The 21,335-nt window shown below is 59.9% G+C and carries 16 protein-coding genes; 11 read left to right on the top strand and 5 right to left on the bottom strand.

Annotation, left to right across the window (positions count from 1 at the left end):
• Window positions 1-78: 78 nt before the first annotated feature.
• From acnD to prpD, 3 genes are all read left to right on the top strand, one after another.
• Window positions 79-2,673, top strand: coding sequence for a Fe/S-dependent 2-methylisocitrate dehydratase AcnD (gene acnD / locus ACEN8Q_RS14420; protein ID WP_413422014.1), 2,595 nt, complete (start codon window positions 79-81; stop codon window positions 2,671-2,673).
• Between the two features lie 66 nt (window positions 2,674-2,739).
• On the top strand, window positions 2,740-3,930 hold the full coding sequence (gene prpF, locus ACEN8Q_RS14415; RefSeq protein WP_413422016.1) for a 2-methylaconitate cis-trans isomerase PrpF: 1,191 nt from the start codon (window positions 2,740-2,742) through the stop codon (window positions 3,928-3,930).
• 124 nt (window positions 3,931-4,054) lie between these two features.
• A complete protein-coding gene (gene prpD / locus ACEN8Q_RS14410; protein WP_413422018.1) occupies window positions 4,055-5,539 on the top strand; it encodes a 2-methylcitrate dehydratase in 1,485 nt (494 codons plus the stop codon).
• A 126-nt stretch (window positions 5,540-5,665) separates the two neighbouring features.
• On the opposite strand, the gene ACEN8Q_RS14405 is transcribed toward prpD, so the two are convergent.
• A complete protein-coding gene (locus ACEN8Q_RS14405; RefSeq protein ID WP_008048584.1) occupies window positions 5,666-6,484 on the bottom strand; it encodes a pyruvate, water dikinase regulatory protein in 819 nt (272 codons plus the stop codon).
• A 174-nt stretch (window positions 6,485-6,658) separates the two neighbouring features.
• Here ACEN8Q_RS14405 and ppsA point away from each other — a divergent pair, with 174 nt between their 5' ends.
• The 8 genes from ppsA (at window position 6,659) to ACEN8Q_RS14365 (ending at window position 14,846) form a co-directional block, all read left to right on the top strand.
• Window positions 6,659-9,034, top strand: a complete 2,376-nt coding sequence (gene ppsA, locus ACEN8Q_RS14400) for a phosphoenolpyruvate synthase (RefSeq protein WP_008017605.1) — start codon at window positions 6,659-6,661, stop codon at window positions 9,032-9,034.
• Between the two features lie 197 nt (window positions 9,035-9,231).
• Complete coding sequence (locus tag ACEN8Q_RS14395; protein ID WP_413422021.1) at window positions 9,232-10,221, top strand: alpha/beta fold hydrolase; 990 nt, start codon at window positions 9,232-9,234, stop codon at window positions 10,219-10,221.
• 140 nt (window positions 10,222-10,361) lie between these two features.
• Window positions 10,362-10,850, top strand: a complete 489-nt coding sequence (gene rraA, locus ACEN8Q_RS14390) for a ribonuclease E activity regulator RraA (protein ID WP_177323558.1) — start codon at window positions 10,362-10,364, stop codon at window positions 10,848-10,850.
• 27 nt (window positions 10,851-10,877) lie between these two features.
• Window positions 10,878-11,873 (top strand): zinc transporter ZntB, encoded by a 996-nt coding sequence (locus ACEN8Q_RS14385; protein WP_413422023.1) that lies wholly within the window; start codon window positions 10,878-10,880, stop codon window positions 11,871-11,873.
• A gap of 62 nt (window positions 11,874-11,935) precedes the next feature.
• A complete protein-coding gene (locus tag ACEN8Q_RS14380; RefSeq protein WP_008017601.1) occupies window positions 11,936-12,184 on the top strand; it encodes a hypothetical protein in 249 nt (82 codons plus the stop codon).
• Window positions 12,185-12,186: 2 nt separating this feature from the next.
• Window positions 12,187-13,011: a mechanosensitive ion channel family protein gene (locus tag ACEN8Q_RS14375; protein WP_046053154.1), complete on the top strand. Its 825-nt coding sequence runs from the start codon at window positions 12,187-12,189 to the stop codon at window positions 13,009-13,011.
• Window positions 13,012-13,101: 90 nt separating this feature from the next.
• Window positions 13,102-13,692: an RNA polymerase sigma factor SigX gene (gene sigX, locus ACEN8Q_RS14370; RefSeq protein WP_075949123.1), complete on the top strand. Its 591-nt coding sequence runs from the start codon at window positions 13,102-13,104 to the stop codon at window positions 13,690-13,692.
• A 107-nt stretch (window positions 13,693-13,799) separates the two neighbouring features.
• Window positions 13,800-14,846 carry an OmpA family protein gene (locus ACEN8Q_RS14365; protein WP_057399268.1) on the top strand — a complete coding sequence of 349 codons (1,047 nt, stop codon included), beginning with the start codon at window positions 13,800-13,802 and terminating at the stop codon, window positions 14,844-14,846.
• A gap of 75 nt (window positions 14,847-14,921) precedes the next feature.
• Here the strand turns inward: ACEN8Q_RS14365 and cobA are convergent, their stop codons facing one another.
• The 4 genes from cobA to nirB are packed head-to-tail and all read right to left on the bottom strand — an operon-like array spanning window position 14,922 to window position 21,202.
• Complete coding sequence (gene cobA / locus ACEN8Q_RS14360; protein ID WP_413422026.1) at window positions 14,922-15,707, bottom strand: uroporphyrinogen-III C-methyltransferase; 786 nt, start codon at window positions 15,705-15,707, stop codon at window positions 14,922-14,924.
• 10 nt (window positions 15,708-15,717) lie between these two features.
• Entirely contained in the window at window positions 15,718-18,435 is a 2,718-nt protein-coding gene (locus ACEN8Q_RS14355) for a molybdopterin-dependent oxidoreductase (RefSeq protein ID WP_413705388.1), read from the bottom strand.
• Window positions 18,435-18,752, bottom strand: a complete 318-nt coding sequence (gene nirD / locus ACEN8Q_RS14350) for a nitrite reductase small subunit NirD (protein WP_102698809.1) — start codon at window positions 18,750-18,752, stop codon at window positions 18,435-18,437. Before nirD ends, ACEN8Q_RS14355 begins: the two co-directional genes overlap by 1 nt.
• Entirely contained in the window at window positions 18,749-21,202 is a 2,454-nt protein-coding gene (nirB, locus tag ACEN8Q_RS14345) for a nitrite reductase large subunit NirB (protein WP_413705387.1), read from the bottom strand. Before nirB ends, nirD begins: the two co-directional genes overlap by 4 nt.
• Window positions 21,203-21,335: the final 133 nt, after the last annotated feature.

The raw sequence follows: 21,335 nt of genomic DNA, 5'->3' as shown, positions 1-21,335 counted from the left end.
CTCCCACATTTGACCGAGTTCACTTCAGTACCGGTGTCTGGCCCCGCCTTTTGTAACTACCGTGACCGAGTCCTGACGATGAACACACAATTCCGTAAACCGCTGCCCGGCAGCCACCTGGATTACTTCGATGTCCGCGCAGCGGTCGAGGCGATCCAGCCTGGCGCCTATGACACCCTGCCGTACACCTCCCGTGTGCTGGCGGAAAACCTTGTGCGTCGCTGCGACCCGGCCACGCTCACCGAATCCCTCAAGCAATTCATCGAGCGCAAGCGCGACCTCGACTTCCCGTGGTTCCCGGCCCGCGTGGTGTGCCACGACATTCTCGGCCAAACCGCGCTGGTCGACCTCGCCGGCCTGCGTGACGCCATCGCCCTGCAAGGCGGCGACCCGGCGCAAGTCAACCCGGTGGTGCCGACGCAGTTGATCGTCGACCACTCCCTGGCCGTCGAGCGTGGCGGTTTCGATCCCGAGGCGTTCGAGAAGAACCGCGCCATCGAAGACCGTCGCAACGAAGACCGCTTCCACTTCATCAACTGGACCAAAAAGGCGTTCAAGAACGTTGACGTGATCCCGCCAGGCAACGGCATCATGCACCAGATCAACCTGGAGAAAATGTCTCCGGTGATTCAGGTGCGTGATGGCGTGGCCTTCCCCGACACTTGCGTCGGCACCGACAGCCACACCCCGCACGTCGATGCACTGGGCGTGATTGCCATCGGTGTCGGTGGCCTGGAAGCCGAAAGCGTGATGCTCGGCCGCGCCTCCTGGATGCGTCTGCCGGAAAGCGTTGGCGTCGAACTGACCGGCAAGCTGCAGCCGGGCATCACCGCCACCGACATGGTGCTGGCGTTGACCGAGTTCCTGCGCAAGCAGAAAGTGGTCGGTGCCTGGCTGGAGTTCTTCGGCGAAGGCGCCTCCGCGCTGACCCTCGGCGACCGTGCAACCATCTCCAACATGGCCCCGGAATACGGCGCCACCGCGGCGATGTTCTACATCGACCAGCAGACCATCGACTACCTCAAGCTCACCGGTCGTGAAGACGAGCAGGTGCAGTTGGTCGAGAACTACGCCAAGACCACGGGCCTCTGGGCAGACAGCCTCAAGGGCGCACAGTACGAGCGCGGCCTGACCTTCGATCTGTCCTCGGTAGTGCGCAACATGGCTGGCCCGAGCAACCCGCACGCCCGTGTGGCGGTTTCGGATCTGGCGGCGAAAGGCATCTCCGGAAAGTGGGAAGACGTACCGGGCCAAATGCCGGACGGCGCGGTGATCATCGCCGCCATCACCAGTTGCACCAACACCAGCAACCCGCGCAACGTGATCGCCGCCGGCCTGCTGGCGCGCAATGCCAACAAGCTCGGGTTGACCCGCAAGCCTTGGGTCAAGTCGTCCCTGGCACCGGGCTCGAAAACCGTGGCGCTGTACCTCGATGAAGCCGGCCTGACCGATGAGCTCGAGCAGCTCGGTTTCGGCGTCGTGGCTTTCGCCTGCACCACCTGCAACGGCATGTCCGGCGCACTGGACCCGGTGATCCAGCAAGAGATCATCGACCGCGACCTGTACGCCACTGCGGTGTTGTCCGGCAACCGTAACTTCGACGGCCGGATTCACCCGTACGCCAAGCAAGCGTTCCTCGCGTCGCCGCCATTGGTGGTCGCTTACGCCATCGCCGGCACCATCCGTTTCGACATCGAGAAGGATGTACTGGGCGTGGTCGACGGCAAGGAAATCCGTCTCAAGGACATCTGGCCAAGCGACGAAGAAATCGACGCAGTCGTGAAAGCCTCGGTAAAACCCGAGCAGTTCCGTCAGGTCTACATCCCGATGTTCGCCATCCACGAAGACACCGGCCCGAAAGTCGCGCCGTTGTACGAGTGGCGCGAGATGAGCACCTACATCCGCCGTCCGCCGTACTGGGAAGGCGCGCTGGCCGGCGCGCGTCCGCTCAAGGGCATGCGCCCGCTGGCGGTACTGCCGGACAACATCACCACCGATCACCTGTCGCCGTCCAACGCCATCATGCTGGACAGCGCCGCCGGCGAATACCTGGCGAAAATGGGCCTGCCGGAAGAGGACTTCAACTCTTACGCGACTCACCGTGGTGACCACCTGACCGCGCAGCGCGCGACCTTCGCCAACCCGAAACTGTTCAACGAAATGGTTCAGGAAAACGGCAAGGTCAAGCAGGGTTCGCTGGCCCGTGTCGAGCCGGAAGGCAAAGTGATGCGCATGTGGGAAGCCATCGAAACCTACATGGATCGCAAGCAGCCGCTGATCATCATCGCCGGCGCCGACTACGGTCAGGGTTCGTCCCGCGACTGGGCCGCCAAGGGCGTGCGCCTGGCGGGTGTGGAAGCGATCGCCGCCGAAGGTTTCGAGCGCATTCACCGCACCAACCTGGTGGGCATGGGTGTGTTGCCGCTGGAATTCAAACCGGGTACCAACCGCCATACCCTGGCCATCGATGGCAGCGAAACCTACGACGTGATCGGCGATCGCACGCCGCGCGCCGAGCTGACGCTGGTGATCCATCGCAAGAACGGCGAGCGCGTCGAGGTGCCGGTGACCTGCCGCCTCGACACCGCTGAAGAAGTGTCGATCTACGAAGCGGGCGGCGTGTTGCAACGCTTCGCCCAGGACTTCCTCGAAGAATCGGCGGTTGCCGTTTAATACACGCATTGCAGACACGGGGCTTTGAGTCCCGTGTCTGCTTTCAGATCAGGAGTAACGAGCACTATGGCTCATGCACCGCAAATCAAGATTCCTGCTACCTACATGCGTGGCGGCACCAGCAAGGGCGTGTTTTTCAGCCTCAAGGATTTGCCTGAATCGGCACAGGTTCCCGGCCCTGCTCGCGATGCCTTGCTGTTGCGCGTGATCGGCAGCCCCGACCCGTACGACAAGCAAATCGACGGCATGGGCGGCGCGACCTCCAGCACCAGCAAGACCGTGATCCTGTCGAAAAGCATCAAGGCCGATCACGATGTCGACTACCTGTTCGGTCAGGTGTCCATCGACAAGCCTTTCGTCGACTGGAGCGGCAACTGCGGCAACCTGTCGGCGGCCGTCGGTTCGTTCGCCGTCAGCAATGGCCTGGTGGACGCCAGCCGCATCCCGCACAACGGTGTGGCGGTGGTTCGCGTGTGGCAGGCCAACATTGGCAAGACCATCATTGCCCACGTTCCGATCACCAACGGTGAAGTGCAGGAAACCGGCGATTTCGAGCTCGATGGCGTGACCTTCCCGGCGGCCGAAGTGCAGATCGAGTTCCTCGATCCGGCGGCGGACGAAGAGGGCGGTGGCGGTTCGATGTTTCCTACCGGCAACCTTGTGGATGATCTGGAAGTGCCCGGCGTCGGTACCTTCAAGGCGACCATGATTAACGCCGGTATCCCGACAATTTTTATCAATGCCGAAGACATCGGCTACAAAGGCACCGAGTTGCAGGGCGCAATCAATGGCGACCCGAAAGCCTTGCTGATGTTCGAAACCATCCGTGCTTACGGTGCGTTGCGCATGGGGCTGATTTCGAACATCGACGAAGCCGCCAAACGCCAACACACCCCGAAAGTGGCCTTCGTGGCCAAACCGGCGGACTACGTGGCGTCCAGCGGCAAGGCGATTGCCGCAGGGGATGTCGACCTGCTGGTGCGTGCACTGTCCATGGGCAAGTTGCACCACGCGATGATGGGGACGGCGGCCGTGGCGATCGGAACGGCCGCCGCGATTTCCGGCACATTGGTGAACCTCGCTGCGGGCGGTGTCGAGCGCAACGCGGTGCGCTTCGGTCACCCGTCCGGCACCTTGCGCGTCGGCGCCGAGGCCAGCCAGGTCAACGGCGAATGGACCGTGAACAAGGCGATCATGAGTCGCAGTGCGCGGGTGTTGATGGAAGGGTTTGTGCGAGTGCCCGGGGATTCGTTCTGACCCATACCCTCTGTAGGAGCTGGCTTGCCCGCGATGGTCGTGAGCGATAACGCGTAAACCAGATAACCAGCAGCGGTCTTGAGTTTTTCGCGAGCGAGCTCGCTCCTGCAAGAGTGAATCGAACATGAGTGCCAACGTCGACCTGAACAACCGCCCCGACTACGACAAGGTCCTGCAGGACATTGCCGATTACGTCCTCAATTTCAAGATCGAGTCCGAAGAGGCGCTGGACACCGCCCGTAACTGCCTGATCGATACCTTGGGTTGCGGCCTGCTGGCCCTGCGTTTCCCCGAATGCACCAAGCACCTGGGGCCCGTGGTCGAAGGTACCGTGGTGCCGTTCGGTGCTCGGGTTCCCGGTACGTCTTTTCGGCTGGATCCGGTTAAGGCGGCTTGGGATATCGGTTGCATCGTGCGCTGGCTCGACTACAACGACACCTGGCTCGCCGCCGAGTGGGGGCATCCGTCGGATAACCTCGGCGGCATTCTTGCGGTGACCGATCACCTGTCGCAAAAGCGCCTGGCCAATGGCGAGGCGCCGCTGACTGTGCGTACGGTACTTGAGGCGATGATCATGGCCCACGAGATTCAAGGCGTGATCGCCCTGGAAAACTCGTTCAACCGTGTCGGCCTCGATCACGTGATTCTGGTGAAGGTCGCCTCGACCGCGGTCACGGCCAAGCTGATGGGCGCCAATCGCGAGCAGTTGTTGTCGGCGTTGTCCCACGCCTTCGCGGACGGTCAGGCCCTGCGTACATACCGGCATGCACCGAATGCCGGCTCGCGCAAGTCCTGGGCGGCGGGGGATGCGTCCAGTCGTGGCGTGCGCCTGGCGGACATTGCGATGCGTGGCGAAATGGGCATTCCCGGTGTGCTGACGGCCAGGCAGTGGGGCTTCTACGACGTGCTGTTCAGCCATACGAATAACGATCTGGCACTCAAGCCAGCAGACAAGCGTGCATTCAGTTTGTCGCGACCGTACGGTACCTACGTGATGGAAAACGTGCTGTTCAAGATCAGTTTTCCCGCCGAGTTCCACGCGCAAACGGCCTGCGAAGCGGCAGTGACGCTACATCCGCAAGTGCGTAATCGCCTGCATGAAATCGACCGGATCGTCATCACCACCCACGAGTCGGCGATCCGCATCATTTCCAAGGTCGGGCCGCTGGCCAATGCCGCCGACCGAGACCATTGCATCCAGTACATGACTGCCGTGCCGCTGGCCTTCGGCAATCTGGTGGCCGAGCACTACGAAGACGATTTCCACAGGGCGCATCCGCTCATCGATGTGCTGCGCGACAAGATGGTTATCGTCGAGGAACCGCGTTACACCCGCGAATACCTGGAGGCGGATAAACGCTCGATTGCCAATGCGCTGCAGGTGTTTTTCAAGGACGGGTCCAGCACCGAGAACGTGGTGGTGGAGTACCCGATTGGCCATCGTCGACGCCGTGCCGAGGGCATTCCGTTGTTGGAGGAAAAGTTCAGGGCGAACCTGCTGACACGATTCACCCGTCAGCGTAGCGAAGAGATTTTTGCGTTGTGCAAGGACCAGGCGCGGCTTGAGGCAACGCCGGTGAACCGGTTTGTTGATTTGTTTGTGATCTAGGAGACCGCGTTATCGTTCATTCGCGAGCAAGCCCGCTCCCACATTTGATCGCATTCCTCCTGGGTAAACTCGGTCAAATGTGGGAGCGGGCTTGCTCGCGAAGGCGGCAGATCAGGCGCTACAAATCTATTTGAACCGCCGCTCGACGCCTTTCTCCACGAGAATCTTCGCGGAGATTTCTTCCACGGAAAAATGCGTGGAGTTGATGTTCGGGATGTTTTCGCGGCGGAACAGGTTCTCGACCTCGCGCACCTCGAACTCGCACTGGGCGTAGCTCGAATAGCGGCTGTTGGGTTTGCGTTCGTTGCGAATCGCGGTGAGGCGGTCCGGGTCGATGGTCAGGCCGAACAGCTTGTGCTGGTGGGCGCGCAGGGCGGACGGCAGTTGCAGGCGTTCCATGTCGTCTTCGGTCAGCGGGTAGTTGGCTGCGCGAATACCGAATTGCATCGCCATATACAGGCACGTCGGCGTCTTACCACATCGCGACACGCCCACTAGTATCAGGTCGGCCTTGTCGTAATAGTGCGTGCGGGCGCCGTCGTCGTTGTCGAGGGCGAAGTTTACGGCCTCGATACGCTCCATGTAATTGGTGTTGGCGCCGATGGAGTGGGACTTGCCCACGGTATAGGAAGAATGCTCGGTCAGTTCCTGTTCAAGCGGTGCCAGGAACGTCGAGAAGATGTCGATCATGAAACCATTCGAGGTTGCGAGAATCTCACGAATGTCCTGATTGACAATTGTGTCGAAGATGATCGGACGGAAGCCGTCGGTTTCGGCGGCCTTGTTGATTTGTTGTACCATGGCCCGCGCTTTGTCCACGTTGTCGATATACGGCCGCGTGACTTTGCTGAAGGTAATGTTTTCGAACTGCGCCAGAAGGCTTTGACCCAGGGTTTCGGCGGTAATGCCGGTACCATCGGAGATAAAGAAAGCAGATCGTTTCATTTGCACCTTGGGCCTTAAGCTAGTGACGAATCTTGGATATGATAGGCGCGATTTGCCGGCCGCCAATGGCCCGCATTCTCACTTATTTTCCAGGTCCAGGCCATATAGCTGGCAAACGCTCCATAGAGCAGCCGGTTTCTGAGCTTTTCCAACACAGTTAGTGGAGAGATCACCTTGGTAGAGTACGTAGTTTCCCTCGATAAGCTCGGCAAACACGATGTTGAGCATGTGGGGGGCAAGAACGCATCCCTGGGCGAGATGATCAGCAACCTGGCAGGTGCCGGTGTATCGGTGCCCGGTGGCTTTGCCACGACCGCTCAGGCTTATCGTGATTTCCTGGAACTGAGCGGCTTGAATCAGCAGATTCACGATGCCCTCGATGCACTGGATGTCGACGACGTGAATGCCCTGGCCAAGACCGGTGCCCAGATCCGTCAATGGATCATGGAAGCCGAGTTCCCTGAAAAGCTGAATACCGAAATCCGCACCGCGTTCGCAGCGCTGTCCGCCGGCAATCCTGACGTGGCCGTGGCCGTGCGTTCTTCCGCTACCGCCGAAGACCTGCCGGACGCATCCTTCGCCGGTCAGCAGGAAACCTTCCTGAACATCCGTGGTGTCGAAAACGTCATTCGCGCCGCCAAGGAAGTATTTGCCTCCCTTTTCAACGATCGCGCGATTTCCTATCGCGTGCACCAGGGCTTCGACCACAAGTTGGTAGCCCTGTCGGCCGGCGTACAGCGCATGGTCCGCTCCGAAACCGGCACCGCCGGCGTGATGTTCACCCTCGATACCGAATCGGGTTTCCGTGACGTGGTGTTCATCACCGGCGCCTACGGCCTGGGTGAAACCGTCGTGCAAGGCGCGGTGAACCCGGATGAATTCTACGTCCACAAAGGCACACTGGCCGCCGGTCGCCCGGCGATCCTGCGCCGCAACCTGGGCAGCAAGGCCATCAAGATGATCTACGGCGACGAGGCCAAGGCCGGTCGTTCGGTCAAGACCGTCGACGTGGACAAGGCCGAGCGCGCACGTTTCTGCCTGACCGACGCCGAAGTCAGCGAGCTGGCCAAGCAGGCGATGATCATCGAGAAGCACTACCAGTGCCCGATGGACATCGAATGGGCCAAGGACGGTGACGACGGCAAGCTGTACATCGTGCAGGCCCGTCCGGAAACCGTGAAAAGCCGCACCCAGGCCAACGTCATGGAACGTTACCTGTTGAAAGAAACCGGCACCGTGCTGGTGGAAGGTCGCGCCATCGGCCAGCGCATCGGCGCCGGCAAGGTGCGCATCATCAAGGACGTGTCCGAGATGGACAAGGTCCAGCCAGGCGACGTACTGGTGTCCGACATGACCGACCCGGACTGGGAGCCGGTCATGAAGCGTGCCAGCGCCATCGTCACCAACCGTGGCGGCCGTACCTGCCACGCGGCGATCATCGCCCGTGAGCTGGGTATCCCGGCCGTAGTCGGTTGTGGCAACGCCACCCAGCTGTTGAAAGACGGCCAGGGCGTGACCGTTTCCTGCGCTGAAGGCGACACCGGTTTCATCTTCGAAGGCGAACTGGGCTTCGACATCAAGAAGAACTCCGTTGACGCCATGCCTGAGCTGCCGTTCAAGATCATGATGAACGTCGGCAACCCCGACCGCGCCTTCGACTTCGCACAGCTGCCGAACGCCGGTGTGGGCCTGGCTCGCCTGGAGTTCATCATCAACCGCATGATCGGCGTGCACCCCAAGGCACTGCTGAACTACGACGGCCTGCCGCTGGACATCAAGGAAAGCGTCGACAAGCGCATCGCCGGCTACAACGATCCGGTAGGCTTCTACGTCGAGAAACTGGTCGAAGGCATCAGCACCCTGGCGGCTGCGTTCTGGCCGAAGAAAGTCATCGTGCGCCTGTCGGACTTCAAGTCCAACGAATACGCCAACCTGATCGGCGGCAAGCTGTACGAGCCGGAAGAAGAGAACCCGATGCTGGGCTTCCGCGGTGCGTCGCGTTACATCAGCGAATCGTTCCGCGACTGCTTCGAGCTCGAGTGCCGCGCTCTGAAGCGTGTGCGCAACGAGATGGGCCTGACCAACGTCGAAATCATGGTGCCGTTCGTCCGTACCCTGGGCGAAGCGAGCCAGGTGGTCGATCTGCTGGCGGAAAACGGTCTGGCCCGTGGCCAGAACGGTCTGCGCGTGATCATGATGTGCGAACTGCCGTCCAACGCCATCCTGGCGGAAGAATTCCTTGAATTCTTCGACGGTTTCTCCATCGGCTCCAACGACCTGACCCAGTTGACCCTGGGCCTGGACCGTGACTCCGGGATCATTGCGCACCTGTTCGATGAGCGAAATCCGGCGGTCAAGAAGCTGCTGGCCAATGCCATTGCCGCGTGCAACAAGGCCGGCAAATACATCGGCATCTGCGGTCAGGGCCCTTCGGACCACCCGGACCTGGCCAAGTGGCTGATGGAACAGGGCATCGAAAGCGTGTCGTTGAACCCGGACTCCGTGCTGGAAACCTGGTTCTTCCTGGCTGAGGGTCAGGCTTCGGCTTGATCGTGTGAAAACGGGCCGCTCTCTCTGTAGGAGCGAGCTTGCTCGCGATGGACTTCAACGATAACGCGTTTATCCTGGATAAACGTGGTGTCCTGAGGTTCTTCGCGAGCAGGGCTCGCTCCTACAGGGAGCGGTCTTTTTGAGATTCAAGTAGGGCGGGCTCCTGTAGGATGCCGCCCTTTTTTGTGCAAGAGATTATGCAAAGCAGCAGCAACCTATTTCCTGTCGCCCTGATCAGCGCCGAACGGCGCGGTGATCTGAGCGAAGATGTGTATCGTTTGAAGCCCGGCAACAGCCCTGACTTCACCGTCGAGCTGGCTGTGACGCGTCTCGGCTTGGCCGATGAGCCGTCTTCCCGCGGTGTGCCGGTGATCCTGCTGCACGGCAGTTTTTCCAATCGCCGGTTCTGGTTTTCTCCCAAGGGCCTGGGGTTGGGCGCTTATCTGGCCCGGTTGGGGTTCGACGTCTGGATTCCGGAAATGCGCGGTCACGGCCTGTCCCAGCGCAACCACGACTATCGCAAGAACCGTGTCGCTGACTACGCTCGCTATGACTTGCCGGCCATTGGCGCGTTCGTGCGCGAACAGAGCGGGCAGGTCCCGCACTGGATCGGTCACTCGCTGGGCGGCATTACACTGGCAGCGGCGCTGGGCGGCGAGTACATCGGTGAGCCAGTCGTGGCTTCGGCGGCGTTTTTTGGCGCCCAGGTCAGTCGCACCTACTGGCCATTGAAGATTCCGCCGGTGGAGTGGAGCGGTCGCTTCATTCTCAAACGTTTTGCCCAGTTGTCCGGATCAAGGCTCAAGCGCGGTCCGGAGGACGAGCCTATCGGCCTGGCCCTGGAAAGCATGCGTTGGTACGGTCTGTTCGGGCGCTTCGGCGATGCCGATAAAAACTGGTGGGACGGTTTGGCCGAGGTCAAGTTACCGGTGCTTGCCGTGAGCGCAGCGGGTGATCATCAGGATCCCGCGTGGGCTTGTCGCAAACTGTTCGAGCAGTTCGGTTCCGAGCACAAGCAATTTATCAATCTGGGTCGTGACCAGGGTTTTGTCGATAATTTCGGCCATGTTGAAATGCTTGTCAGCAAACCTGCCCAGGCTGAAGTCTGGCCTTTGGTGGTTCGCTGGCTGGCGGATCAGCAGACGCCGTTGTTGGGAGAGCAAGGGGATTTGGCCGCGGCGGTTTGAACCTGATGCTCTAACAAGGGCATTTCGCTCTGGTCGGCTTGCGGCTAAGATATGACGCATTGAGCTGTTCTGGTCACTTTCCGTGACTGAGCCATCACTGATGTTCGTGCTGTCTTCCTCTTTACAGGAGTTTCTCGATGATCCATTACCTCACGCCTGACCTGTGCGATGCCTATCCGGAACTGGTGCAGGTGCTGGAACCGATGTTCAGCAATTTCGGCGGCCGTGATTCTTTCGGTGGCGAAATCGTGACCATCAAGTGTTTCGAAGACAACTCGCTGGTCAAGGAGCAGGTCGAGCTCAAGGGCAATGGCAAGGTTCTGGTGGTCGATGGCGGGGGCTCCCTGCGCCGCGCGCTGCTGGGCGACATGCTCGCCGAGAAAGCGGCCAATAATGGCTGGGAAGGCCTGGTGATCTACGGTTGCATCCGTGACGTCGACGTCATTGCGCAAACCGACCTGGGGGTCCAGGCGCTGGCCAGCCACCCGATGAAAACCGACAAGCGCGGGATCGGTGATCTCAACGTTGCCGTGACCTTCGCTGGCGTGACCTTCCATCCGGGCCATTACATCTATGCGGACAACAACGGCGTGATCATCTCGCCCAGCCCGCTGAAAATGCCTGAATAAAAACGGCTGCAGATCAGAGGAGTGCGGATGTTCGAGGAAGAAAACGCGCAATGGGGGCTGGTGCATGCCCTGGTGCTGGACGGTAGAGGCGGCGCGCGTTCGATTGCCCGGACTGAACTTGATGACTTGCAGCTGCAGGCGCATGAAAGCCTGTGGCTGCACTGGGATCGCAGTCATCCGCAAACCCGGACCTGGTTACGCAAATCCAGTGGTCTGAGCGAATTCAGCTGTGACCTGTTGCTCGAAGAAAACACCCGTCCGCGACTTTTACAGCTTTCCGACAGCGAACTGCTGCTATTTTTGCGCGGGGTCAATCTGAACCCCGGTGCCGAGCCGGAAGACATGGTGTCGGTGCGGATCTTCGGTTCTGCCCAGCGGGTCATTTCCCTGCGTTTGCGTCCATTGCGCGCCACTGAAGAGTTGCTGGTGCAATTGGCCGACGGCAAAGGGCCGAAAACAGCCTCCGAACTCATCCTGTACATGGCGCAGTACCTCACCAACAAGGTGCAGGATCTGGTCAGCGACCTCTCGGAAGTGGTCGATGAGGAAGAAGAAAAGCTGGATGCCGACGAACGGTATGCGCCGGAACACGGTGCTGTATTGCAGATCCGCCGCAGGGCCGCCGCGTTGAAGCGTTTTCTTGCTCCGCAGCGGGATATTTTCGGGCAGTTGACCCGGATCAAGTTGCCCTGGTTCGTCGAGGACGATGGTGATTACTGGAACGAATTGAACAACAGCCTGACCCGCTACCTCGAAGAGCTGGAATTGACCCGGGAGCGGGTGGGGCTGGTTCTGGAAGCGGAAGACCGTCGGTTGAGCGTGCGCATGAATCGCACGATGTATCGCTTTGGCGTCATCACCGGGATCTTTTTGCCGATGAGTTTTCTGACCGGGCTTCTGGGGATCAACGTCGGTGGAATTCCATTCTCTGCCAGCCCTTATGGCTTTCTGATCGCCTGCCTGATGATGGTTTCGGTGGCGCTGGGGCAGTGGTGGTTGTTCCGACGTTTGCGCTGGGTCTGAGGGAAACCATGTGACCCGATCAAAACTCACCGCGTCTTCCACAGACATCACGAGAGGTGCGTATGCACGATCCGTTTGAACAGTCTTTGCGCGACATGCTCAACGCCTCACCGTCCACCCGGGACGACGATGCGTGCCTTGGGCGAGTACTCAAAACCGCCAACCGCCAGGTCGGCGCAGGCGATCTGTTCAGCCTGCTTGGCCGCTGGCTGCCCGCCCTGATGATCGCCCTGAACAACGGCTCGGCCCATGTCGCGCCAGTGTCCCGTCTTCGCAAACCTACCGCTCGCACTGCTGATAAGGCTGATTGAATATGGAACTTGATCTCTGGACCCAGAGCCTCGTCACTGCAATGACTGCGTTGTGGACCAAGGTTGCGAACTTCATTCCGAACCTGTTCGGCGCACTGGTCGTGCTGCTGTTGGGTTTCGTCGTGGCCAAGCTGCTGGACACCCTGCTTTCCAAATTGCTCGCCAAATTGGGCCTTGATCGCTTGATGGGTGGCACCGGTCTGACCAAGCTGCTGTCCCGCGCCGGATTGCAGGTTCCCATTTCGACCCTGATCGGCAAGATCGTCTATTGGTTCGTCCTGCTGATTTTTCTGGTTTCTGCCGCAGAATCTCTTGGGCTTGAACGAGTTTCAGCTACGCTGGATATGCTTGCGTTGTATGTACCGAAGGTTTTCGGCGCGGCGCTGGTGTTGCTGGTAGGCGTTTTACTGGCGCAACTGGCCAACGGGCTGGTGCGTGGAGCGGCAGAAGGCGTAGGCCTGGACTATGCTGCAGGGCTTGGACGAATTGCCCAGGGCCTGGTGATCATCATCAGTATTTCGGTTGCGATCAGCCAGTTGGAGGTCAAGACCGACCTGCTGAACCATGTGATCGTGATCGTTTTGATAACCGTTGGTCTGGCGGTAGCGCTGGCCATGGGCTTGGGAAGCCGGGAAATTGCCGGCCAGATCCTTGCGGGTATCTACGTGCGTGAGCTGTACCAGGTTGGGCAACAAGTGCGTGTTGGCGAGGTCGAAGGCCAGATCGAAGAGATCGGCACGGTTAAAACCACATTGCTGACCGATGAGGGTGAGCTAGTCTCTCTTTCCAATCGGATCCTCCTTGAGCAGCATGTGAGTAGCCGCTAACCCGGCAAACCCTGCTAATGTATGCCGCCGCAAAATGCCCGCTGATGCTGGCTGCGGCGGACATTGACCTGACTGTCGGCCCGACTTGTTTTGAATAAAGCCCAATCGTTATCCATGCGCTACGACCCCCGCGAGCTCTCTGATGAGGAGTTGGTCGCGCGCTCGCATACCGAGCTGTTTCACGTAACACGCGCCTATGAAGAACTGATGCGGCGTTACCAGCGAACATTATTTAATGTGTGTGCGCGATATCTCGGGAACGATCGTGATGCAGACGATGTCTGTCAGGAGGTCATGTTGAAGGTGCTGTATGGCCTGAAGAACTTCGAAGGTAAATCGAAGTTCAAGACGTGGCTATATAGCATCACGTACAACGAGTGCATCACACAGTATCGGAAGGAACGGCGAAAGCGTCGCTTGATGGACGCATTGAGTCTTGACCCCCTCGAGGAAGCGTCCGAAGAAAAGGCGCCGAAACCTGAGGAAAAGGGTGGACTTGATCGCTGGCTGGTGTATGTGAATCCGATTGACCGCGAAATTCTGGTGCTACGTTTTGTCGCAGAGCTGGAGTTTCAGGAGATCGCAGACATCATGCATATGGGTTTGAGTGCAACAAAAATGCGGTACAAACGCGCTCTGGATAAATTGCGTGAGAAATTTGCAGGCATTGCTGAAACTTAGTTCAGCGCAAATATCTCTTACGTGTAGGCAAGTTCTGTTAGACTTGCCGCCGAGTTGTCCCCCGGTTTGCGGGACTGCTTCACAATCACCAGATGGGGATTTAACGGATGAAACTGAAAAACACCTTGGGCTTGGCCATTGGTACTCTTATTGCCGCTACTTCGTTCGGCGCACTGGCACAAGGCCAAGGCGCAGTTGAAGGCGAGCTCAACTACGGGAAGAAGTACAACGACAGCGTTAACAACGTTGAAGACGGCTACACTCCTGGCGCCTCCATCGGTTACTTCTTGACCGACGACGTATCGTTGAACTTGACCTACAACAATGACGACCACACCCGTTCGAACAACGGTACTGGTAATCAGAAAATCGAAGGCGACCAGTTCGGTCTGAACGCTCAGTACCACTTCAACAACGCTGGCGACGCTCTGCGTCCTTACGTTCAAGGTGGTGTCAAGCACGGCAGCATGACCAACGTAGCCGCTGACGGCCACACCGGTCGTGACCAGTCGACTTTCCTGACTGCTGGCGCTGGCCTGAAGTACTACTTCCTCGAAAACGTCTACGCTCGTGCTGGCGTAGAAGCTGACTACAAACTGGACAACGGCCGTTGGGACTACATCCCGTCCGTAGGTCTGGGTGTGAACTTCGGTGGCGGCAACAAGCCTGCTGCTGCTCCGGTTCCAGCACCAGAAGTCTGCTCCGACAGCGACAACGATGGCGTTTGCGACAATGTCGACAAGTGCCCGGACACCCCGGCCAACGTAACTGTTGACGCTGATGGCTGCCCGGCTGTTGCTGAAGTCGTTCGTGTAGAGCTGGACGTGAAGTTCGACTTCGACAAGTCGGTAGTCAAGCCAAACAGCTACGGCGACATCAAGAACCTGGCTGACTTCATGAAGCAGTACCCATCGACCACCACTACTGTTGAAGGTCACACTGACAACGTCGGTCCTGACGCTTACAACCAGAAACTGTCCGAGCGTCGTGCAAACGCCGTTAAGCAAGTTCTGACCAACCAGTACGGTGTTGAGTCGTCCCGCGTTCAGTCCGTTGGCTACGGCGAATCCCGCCCTGTTGCTGACAACAAAACTGAAGCTGGTCGCGCTGTTAACCGTCGCGTAGAAGCGCAGGTTGAAGCTCACGCTAAGTAATTAGCGCGCAGCTCTGAGAAAAGCCCGGCTCAGGCCGGGCTTTTCTTTGCCTGCGATTTGGTGAGGAAGGACGCGTCAGGCGCGTTGAAGTCCAGCATTGATGTCGACGAATGGAGCCTCTTCGCGAGCAGGCTCGCTCCCACAGGAGGGGATGGCGTTAGCTGCGACTGCGCCGATCACCAGGATTGCCGGGCTTTTCAACTCGAAGGCACAGGCATCTTCCTCCATTGCCATCAGGCTGCTTCGACATTCCCGTTGATGCGGCAACGACGCGTTTTCAATCATCGCAACCGGCGTGTCTGCGGCCATTGCCCCCGCCAGCAATTGCTCACGGATTTCGCTGAGCTTTGCCACCCCCATGTAGATCACCAGTGTCGTGCCACCTTGGGCCAGCGCTTGCCAGTTCAGGCTGCTGTCATCCTGAGTGTGGGCGGTCACCAGCGTCACCCCGCGTGCCACGCCGCGCAAGGTCAATGGAATATCGCATTGCGTCGCGCCTGCCAGCCCGGCAGTGATGCCGTTGACCAATTCGGTCTCGATGCCACGCTCGCGTAGCCACTGCGCTTCTTCACCGCCACGCCCGAAGATGCACGGGTCGCCCCCCTTGAGTCTCACCACGCATTTTCCCTGGCGGGCATAACGCAGCATCAGGCGATGGATAAAGGCTTGCGGCGTTGAACGACAGCCACCGCGCTTACCCACCGGAATAATCCGTGCATCGGGGCAATGTTCCAGCACCGCGTCGTTGACCAGATCGTCGATCAGCACCACATCCGCTTCCCTCAACGCCCGAACAGCTTTGAGGGTCAGTAACTCGGGATCGCCGGGACCTGCACCCACCAGCCAGACTTTTGCACTCATAGTGTTTTCCTCACGAGATGGCGGCTTGCGGCTGCGCTGTGGCGGCCAGCAAACGCTTGATTTCCGGGACGCAGGAGCCGCATTGCGTGCCGCAACCCAATTCTTGTTTCAAGCCCTGCAAGTCCAGGCCGCGGCGGATGCCGGCGCAGACCGCGTTCTGGCTGACGTTTTTGCAGTTGCACAGGGTTTTGTTGCCGATCTCTTCAGCGTCGACCTGGCCCGGTGGGGCACTCAGTGGCGCCAGCAGCCAGCGCCGTAGCTGTTCATCGGCGCGACCTTCAAGCCAGAGGTTTTGCAGCCAGTGCCGGGCGAGGGTTTCACCCGCCAAGCGGATCGCGGTGATCCGGCCGTTCTCGATCCGCACGCGTTTACCGATGGAGCGTCGTGGATCGTCGTAGGCCAGGACCGGTCCATCGTTTAGCCCCAGGCATTGATCGATATCGCGCAGCAGTTGCGGATCTGGCGCCATGGCGCTGGCAGCGCGTATCAGCAGTGCAGGGCGCTCGCGACCGGTCAGGCTGAGGCTGACGTAGGAAAACGCCTCGCAGAGAGGGCGTAGAGTCTCAAAATGTTGTTGGACATCGCCCTCTATCAGCGCGAAAAGGTGCCAAGGCAATTGCACCGGTTCCAGGCGCACGCCGCTGTGTTTGAGCTCCGGTTGTTTCGACAAAGGGTCGAAGGCGGGCAGGGTGAGGCTGTTCACGCCCCCCTTGAGAAAACGGTCACCAAAATGCATCGGCAAGAAGGCTTGGCCCGGACGCACACTGTCGTCACTGGCGACCGGCATGATCACCGCGCCGCGGCGGCTTTTCAGGCTGATCAAATCGCCTGTTTGCAGGCGATGCCGGCGCAGCTCATCCGGGTGCAGGCTCAACACGGCTTCACTGACATGACCGAACAACTGCGCGGCGGTGCCGGTGCGGCTCATGCCGTGCCATTGATCACGCAGGCGGCCGGTGATCAGGGTCAGCGGGAAGCGTGCATCGCGTTGCTCTTTGGCGGCACGATACGGATCGGCCACGAACTGTGCGCGTCCGCTGGAAGTCGGGAAAATGCCGTCGAGATAGAGGCGGGCGGTGCCTGCGCTGGACCCCGTAGGAAAGGGCCATTGTTGCGGGCCGATTTTGTCGAGCAACCCGTGGCTGATCCCGGACAAGTCCAGATCCCGACCACGCGTCAGTTGTTTGTATTCGTCGAAGACCTGCGCCGGGGTTTCAAAGGCAAACAGGCTGGTCGCTTCCGGACGCAGATGTTTCTCCAGGCGCTGTGCGAAATCCACCGTGATCGCCCAGTCCGGACGTGCTTCACCCGGTGCGACGATCGCGCGGCGGACATGGGAAATACGCCGTTCGGAGTTGGTCACCATGCCGTCCTTTTCGCCCCAGCTGGCGGCGGGCAACAACAGGTCGGCAAACCTGGCGGTTTCAGTGGTGCGAAAGGCCTCCTGCAAGACCACGAATGGACAGGCTTCCAGTGCCGCGCGCACGGCAGTCTGATCGGGAAGAGACTGCGCGGGGTTGGTGCAGGCGATCCACAAGGCTTTGATCTTGCCGCTGGCCACCTGCTCAAACAACTCGATGGCAGTCAGCCCCGGGTTTTCAGGCAGTTGATCAACGCCCCAGTAAGCGGCCACGTCGGCACGGTGCTCAGCGTTGGCGGCGTCACGATGGCCCGGCAGCAGGTTAGACAGGCTACCGGTTTCCCGCCCGCCCATGGCATTAGGCTGACCGGTCAACGAGAAAGGGCCGGCACCCGGGCGGCCAATTTGCCCGGTGGCCAGGTGCAGATTGATCAGTGCACTGTTTTTCGCGCTGCCTGCGGTGGACTGATTAAGCCCCATGCACCACAGCGACAGAAAGCTTGGTGATGTACCGACCCACTCGGCACATTGCTGCAATTGCTCGACGCTGATTCCGCAGAGCTGCGAAACCATTTGCGGCGTGTAGTCACGCACCAGGCTTTTCAGCTCAGCCAGACCTTCGGTGTGGTCCCTGATGAAGTCACGATCAATCCAGTCTTCCCACAGCAGCAGATGCAAAATCCCATGGAACAGGGCGACATCGGTGCCAGGCAAGATCGCCAGGTGCAGGTCAGCCAAATCGCAGGTATCTGTACGACGTGGGTCAATGACGATGACTTTCATCTGCGGCCGGCGGGATTTGGCTTCTTCCAGCCGACGAAACAGCACCGGATGGGCGTAGGCCATGTTGCTGCCGACGATCATCACGCAATCGCTCAACTCCAGGTCTTCGTAGCTGCAGGGCGGGGCGTCGGCACCCAGGCTGCGTTTGTAGCCGACCACCGCCGAGGACATGCACAGCCGCGAATTGCTGTCGATGTTGTTGGTACCCACCAGGGCACGCGCCAGCTTGTTGAAGGTGTAGTAGTCCTCGGTCAACAGTTGCCCGGAAATGTAGAACGCCACGCTGTCCGGGCCATGTTCGGTTATGGTCGCGGCAAAAACGCTGGCGGCGTGATCGAGGGCGGTATCCCAGTCGGTGCGGTGGCGGGCAAGGCCTTTGCCCAGGCGCAGTTCGGGATACAGCGCCCGCGCCGTCACGTCCCCGGTCAGGTGCAGGGTCGAGCCCTTGCTGCACAGTTTGCCGAAATTGGCCGGGTGTGCCGGATCGCCGCTGACGCCGAGGATGCGCTCGCCGTCGTGCTCGATCAGCACCCCGCAGCCGACCCCGCAGTAACAGCAGGTGGACGCGGTGATCTGGCGGTCCATCAGCCTGCGTCCCGCAAGGCCAGCATCACTCGGCCATTTTCGACCCGTGCCGGGTGGTGGTGGGCGCAGCCGACGTCCGGGGCCAGGGCTTCGCCGCTTTGCAGATCGATTTGCCAGTTGTGCAGCGGGCAGGCCACTCGTTTGCCGTAGATCAGGCCTTGGGACAGCGGGCCGCCCTTGTGCGGGCAGCGGTCATCGAGGGCGAACACTTCGTCGTCGCTGGTACGAAAAATCGCGATGTCTCCCTTTGGGCCGGCGACGATCCGCGAGCCCAGGGCATTGATTTCATCCAGTGCGCAGATATCCAGCCAGTTCATGCCAGCACCTCCAGGTTTTTCACGGGGATGACGTCGAATTCTTTTTTCAGCTGTGGCTGTTCCAGGCGTTCCTTCCACGGGTCCTGTTCGAACGACAGCGAGAATTGCAGGCGATCGTTGAGCGCCTTGCGACGCTCCGGGTCCTCAAGCACGGCTTTCTTGATATGGTCCATGCCGACCCGCTGCAGGTAGTGCACGGTGCGTTCGAGATAAAAGGCTTCTTCGCGATAGAGCTGCAGGAATGCACCGTTGTATTCGCGGACTTCCTCGGCGGTTTTCAGTTTGACGAAGAATTCCGCGACTTCGGTCTTGATCCCGCCGTTGCCGCCGATGTACATCTCCCAGCCGGAGTCCACGCCGATGATTCCTACATCCTTGATGCCGGCTTCCGAGCAGTTGCGCGGGCAACCGGAGACAGCCAGTTTCACCTTGTGCGGTGACCACATGTTGAACAGGTCATGTTCCAGCTCGATACCCAACTGTGTGGAGTTCTGCGTGCCGAAACGGCAGAACTCACTGCCGACGCAGGTTTTCACCGTGCGGATGGATTTGCCGTAGGCGTGGCCGGACGGCATGTCCAGGTCTTTCCATACCCCTGGCAGGTCTTGCTTGCGGATGCCCAGCAAGTCGATGCGCTGGCCACCGGTGACCTTGACCATCGGCACGTTGTACTTGTCGGCAACGTCGGCAATGCGCCGCAGTTCCGAAGGATTGGTCACACCGCCCCACATCCGCGGGACGACAGAGTAAGTGCCGTCTTTCTGGATGTTGGCGTGAGCTCTTTCGTTGATCAGGCGCGATTGCGGATCGTCCCTGGCTTCCCCCGGCCAGGTGGAAATCAGGTAGTAATTGAGTGCCGGCCGGCAAGTGGCGCAACCATTGGGTGTGCGCCAGTTCAGGTAGCTCATGGTGCCGGCGATGGTCAGCAGGTGCTGCTCGCGAATGGCCTGGCGGATCTGTCCGTGGTTGAGATCGCTGCAGCCGCAGATGGCCTTTTCGCTTTTCGGCTTGACGTCGGCGGCGCCGCCCACGGTGTTGATCAGGATCTGCTCCACCAAACCCGCGCATGAACCGCAGGAGCTGGCCGCCTTGGTGTGTTTCTTGACTTCGTCGACACTGAACAGCCCGTGCTCCTGGATCGCCTTGACGATGGTGCCTTTGCACACGCCGTTGCAGCCGCAGACCTCGGCACTGTCGGCCATGCTCATGGCTTTGTCCTGGCCCTGGTGTCCTACGTCGCCGAGTGCATTTTCACCGAACATCAAGTGATCGCGGATCTCACTGATGGCATGGTTTTCACGGATCTGCCGGAAATACCAGCCGCCATCTGCCGTGTCGCCGTACAGGCAGGCGCCGACCAGCACGTCATCCTTGATCACCAGTTTTTTGTAGACCCCGCCGATCGGGTCCGAGAGGGTAATGGTCTCGGTGCCTTCACCACCCATGAAGTCGCCGGCGGAAAACAGGTCGATGCCGGTGACCTTCAGTTTGGTTGAGGTCACCGAGCCCTTGTAGGTGGCAAAACCGAGTTGCGCGAGGTGGTTGGCGCAGACCTTGGCCTGTTCGAACAGTGGCGCCACCAAACCATAGGCGATGCCGCGATGACTGGCGCACTCACCGATGGCATAGATCCGCGGGTCGTAGGTTTGCAGGGTGTCGTTGACCAGAATCCCGCGGTTGCACGGAATGCCGGATTTCTCCGCCAGTTCGGTATTGGGGCGAATGCCGGCGGCCATCACTACCAGATCCGCGGGGATGATGTCGCCGTTCTTGAATTGCACCGAACCGACCCGGCCGTTGCCCGCGTCGTGCAAGGCCTGGGTCTGTTCGCACAGGCGAAAGTGCAGGCCACGAGCCTCCAGGGCGGTTTGCAGTAATTGGCCGCTGGTCTTGTCCAGTTGCCGCTCCATCAACCACTCGCCGATGTGTACCACGGTGACGTGCATGCCCCGCAGCATCAGGCCGTTGGCGGCCTCCAGGCCGAGCAGACCGCCACCGATCACCACGGCGTGCCGGTGGGTTTTCGCGGTGTCGATCATGGCCTGGGTGTCGGCGATGTCGCGGTAGCCGATCACGCCCTCAAGGGTGTTGCCGGGAATGGGCAGGATGAAAGGTGTCGAGCCGGTGGCGATCAGCAGGCGATCGTATTCGGCTTCGCTGCCGTCTTCGGCAATGACCCGGCGCCTGACCCGGTCGATCTCCACCACTTTGCGGTTGAGCAGCAGTTTGATGTTGTTGTCCAGGTACCAGCTCAGGTCGTTGAGCACGATCTCTTCGAAGGTCTGTTCGCCCGCCAGCACCGGCGACAGCAGGATGCGGTTGTAGTTGGTGTGCGGTTCGGCGCCGAAGACCGTGATGTCGTACAGCTCTGTGCTCAGTTTGAGCAGTTCTTCCAGGGTCCGGACCCCGGCCATGCCGTTGCCGATCATCACCAGTTTTAGTTTTTTCATCAGGTTCTCCGGGGAGCTCAGGCCTGCCTCATCAGGGTTCAGGCCATGCTCGACAAATTTTGCGCAAACAAAAAAAGGCGTCCCGCCAGTTACCTGGCGAGGACACCTTTGTCCTGGTCCCGTTCTCTCGGGA

The sequence above is a fragment of the Pseudomonas sp. Pseusp16 genome, from assembly GCF_047324915.1.
In the GTDB taxonomy this organism is placed as follows: Bacteria; Pseudomonadota; Gammaproteobacteria; order Pseudomonadales; family Pseudomonadaceae; genus Aquipseudomonas; species Aquipseudomonas fluorescens_CD.
The sequence above is the reverse complement of the archived record's forward strand: the minus strand, read 5'-3'. Positions and strand labels throughout refer to the sequence as shown.